The organism is Campylobacter portucalensis (assembly GCF_009690845.1).
GTDB classification, from domain to species: Bacteria; Campylobacterota; Campylobacteria; order Campylobacterales; family Campylobacteraceae; genus Campylobacter_B; species Campylobacter_B portucalensis.
In genome coordinates, this window is the sequence record NZ_VWSJ01000013.1 from 1 (window position 1) to 2,069 (window position 2,069).

General features: G+C 42.8%; 2 rRNA genes. Both read right to left on the reverse strand.

Features of this window, described 5'->3' with window-relative positions:
* Nucleotides 1-78 (reverse strand): 5S ribosomal RNA (gene rrf, locus F1B92_RS04765); the annotation flags it as partial.
* A 385-nt stretch (nt 79-463) separates the two neighbouring features.
* Nucleotides 464-2,069 (reverse strand): 23S ribosomal RNA (locus tag F1B92_RS04770); the annotation flags it as partial.

The window sequence follows — 2,069 nt, forward strand, 5'->3', positions numbered from 1 at the left end:
AGTATCATCAGCCACGATGTGCTTAGCTTCTTGGTTCGGGATGGAGCAAGGCGTTTCCACATCTGTATAGCCACGGAACAGTGTTAAATAAAAGAATCTATTATAATGTTTTAGAGATAAGTTGTAGTAAGCATATAAACTATACTAAAATACTTAACTACTTTTTTACCAGTTATTTTTAAAATAAAAATTAAGATATACCAAATATAATATAACCTTAATAAATTCTCTTATTAAACACTGTTAATTAAATTGTTAAAAGCCTAAGTTTTTATAAAAATAATTTCCATTTTACTTACTAAAGAGTTTTAACTGCAAACTATCTTTTTGATAGATGATATTTGATAAACTAGAATAATGAAGCACATTTTATCGTATGTGACTGAAATTCGCAGTAAAATCAAACGTCATATAGTAGAAAAAGAAAAAGCAAGTTTTATCCTTAACAAGGAAGTGATGCTTAAAAGATAAGCAAACGAGCTATTAGTACTGGTCAGCTAAATGACTTACATCAATTACACACCCAGCCTATCAAACTTATAGTCTATAAGAGCTCTTAAAAGAAGATTAATCTTGGAGTTGGCTTCGAGCTTAGATGCTTTCAGCTCTTATCACATCCTAACTTAGCTACTCTGCGATGCTCTTGGCAGAACAACAGATACACCAGTGGTTAGTTCAACCCGGTCCTCTCGTACTAGGGTCAACTCTCCTCAATCTTCTTACGCCCACGGCAGATAGGGACCGAACTGTCTCACGACGTTCTGAACCCAGCTCGCGTACCGCTTTAAATGGCGAACAGCCATACCCTTGGGACCTGCTCCAGCCCCAGGATGCGATGAGCCGACATCGAGGTGCCAAACCTCCCCGTCGATGTGAGCTCTTGGGGGAGATCAGCCTGTTATCCCCGGGGTACCTTTTATCCTTTGAGCGATGGCCCTTCCACGCAGAACCACCGGATCACTAAGACCGACTTTCGTCTCTGCTTGGCCTGTATGCCTCGCAGTTAAGCTGGCTTATACCTTTATACTCTACAAACGATTTCCAACCGTTTTGAGCCAACCTTTGTAAGCCTCCGTTATTATTTGGGAGGCGACCGCCCCAGTCAAACTACCCACCAGACATTGTCCTATATGAGGATAACTCATACTAGTTAGCTACCCAAATAAAGAAGAGTGGTATCTCAAGGATGACTCCTCATAGACTAGCATCTATGGATCATAATCTCCCACCTATCCTGCACATCTTTATCCAAATAGCAGTGTCAAGCTATAGTAAAGGTCCACGGGGTCTTTCCGTCTTGCCGCGGGTAGGAGGAATTTTCACCTCCACTACAATTTCACTGGATCCCTCTTTGAGACAGCTCCCATCTCGTTACGCCATTCATGCAGGTCGGTATTTAACCGACAAGGAATTTCGCTACCTTAGGACCGTTATAGTTACGGCCGCCGTTTACTCGGGCTTCGATCAAGAGCTTCGCAAAGCTAACTCCATCAATTAACCTTCGAGCACCGGGCAGGCGTCACACCCTATACATCCACTTACGTGTTAGCAGAGTGCTGTGTTTTTGGTAAACAGTCGGGAGGGACTCTTTGTTGTAACCTCTAGGGCTTTAACACCCTGGTAGGCACACCTTATACCGAAGATACGGTGCTATTTTGCAGAGTTCCTTAAAGAGAGTTCTTCCACGCGCCTTAGAATACTCATCCCACCCACCTGTGTCGGTTTACGGTACGGGCAACATTATCTAAACTTAGAAACTTTTCTTGGCTCGACAGTATCAAGGATTCGCTATCCATTCCGAAGAACTTCAAACGCCTGTAGGGTTTTGACTTAAAAAAATCCGGATTTGCCTGGATTTTAATCTACACCTTTCGACCAGCACTTCCATCAGCTGGCTCCTTTAACTCTAAGCGTCCTTCCATCGCACAATAATGTTGGTATTGGAATATTAACCAATTTTCCATCGCATACCCCTTTCGGACTTTGCTTAGGACCCGACTAACCCTACGATGACGAGCATCGCGTAGGAAACCTTGGGTTTTCGGCGAAGGGGATTCTCACCCCTTTTA